The organism is Oleiphilus sp. HI0067 (genome assembly GCF_001635735.1).
Window position 1 is genome coordinate 1 of sequence record NZ_LWFI01000912.1, and the last position, 651, is coordinate 651.

General features: G+C 42.2%; 1 protein-coding gene. It reads left to right on the forward strand.

The genetic code is table 11. The features are described from left to right. Positions 1-119: 119 nt before the first annotated feature. Positions 120-651 (forward strand): WbqC family protein (locus A3739_RS10660; RefSeq protein WP_068501288.1); only part of this gene is annotated, 532 nt, incomplete at its 3' end.

Consider the following 651-nt stretch of genomic DNA (forward strand, 5'->3'; position numbering starts at 1 on the left):
GCTGAATACCCAGTCTCTAGGGATATTTCATCGCGTATTTTGTGTTTGCCTATTTGGGCGGGAAGTACAGGTTTAAATGAGAGGTTTATTTTGGATTCGTTGAAAGGGATGGTGGTTGCATGAAAGTAGCAATTATGCAGCCATACTTTTTGCCCTATCAGGGATACTGGCAGTTGTTTTCAGAAGCTGACGTTTTTGTTTTATTCGATGTTGTTAAATTTCAAAAAAGAAGTTGGATGTCCCGGAACAGGGTTCTTCATAGCGATCCGTCAAAAGAATTTAACTATATAAAGATGCCTTGTATTGCTGATAGTCAAACCATGATTTCTGATGTTTCGGTTTCCTTGGGTGCTGATTGGTTAGGTCATATTGAAGGAGTTCTATCTGTTTACAAACGAATGAAAGCTCCAAACTACGAGCGCGTATACGCGCTTTTTGAAAAGTGGGCGAATTCCAATAGGTCGGGATTTACAGATGTAATCCAGTTAATTGTTGAAGATCTTTTGCCAGTTATCGGTGTTGGTTGTGATGTGCTTCAAGCCTCTAGTTTAGGCTTGGACTTCTCTGATATTCGAGGGCCGGGGGACTGGGCGCTGCAGATTACAAAGGCATTGGGGGGGGATGAATATGTTAACCCTTGTGGTGGGGTTG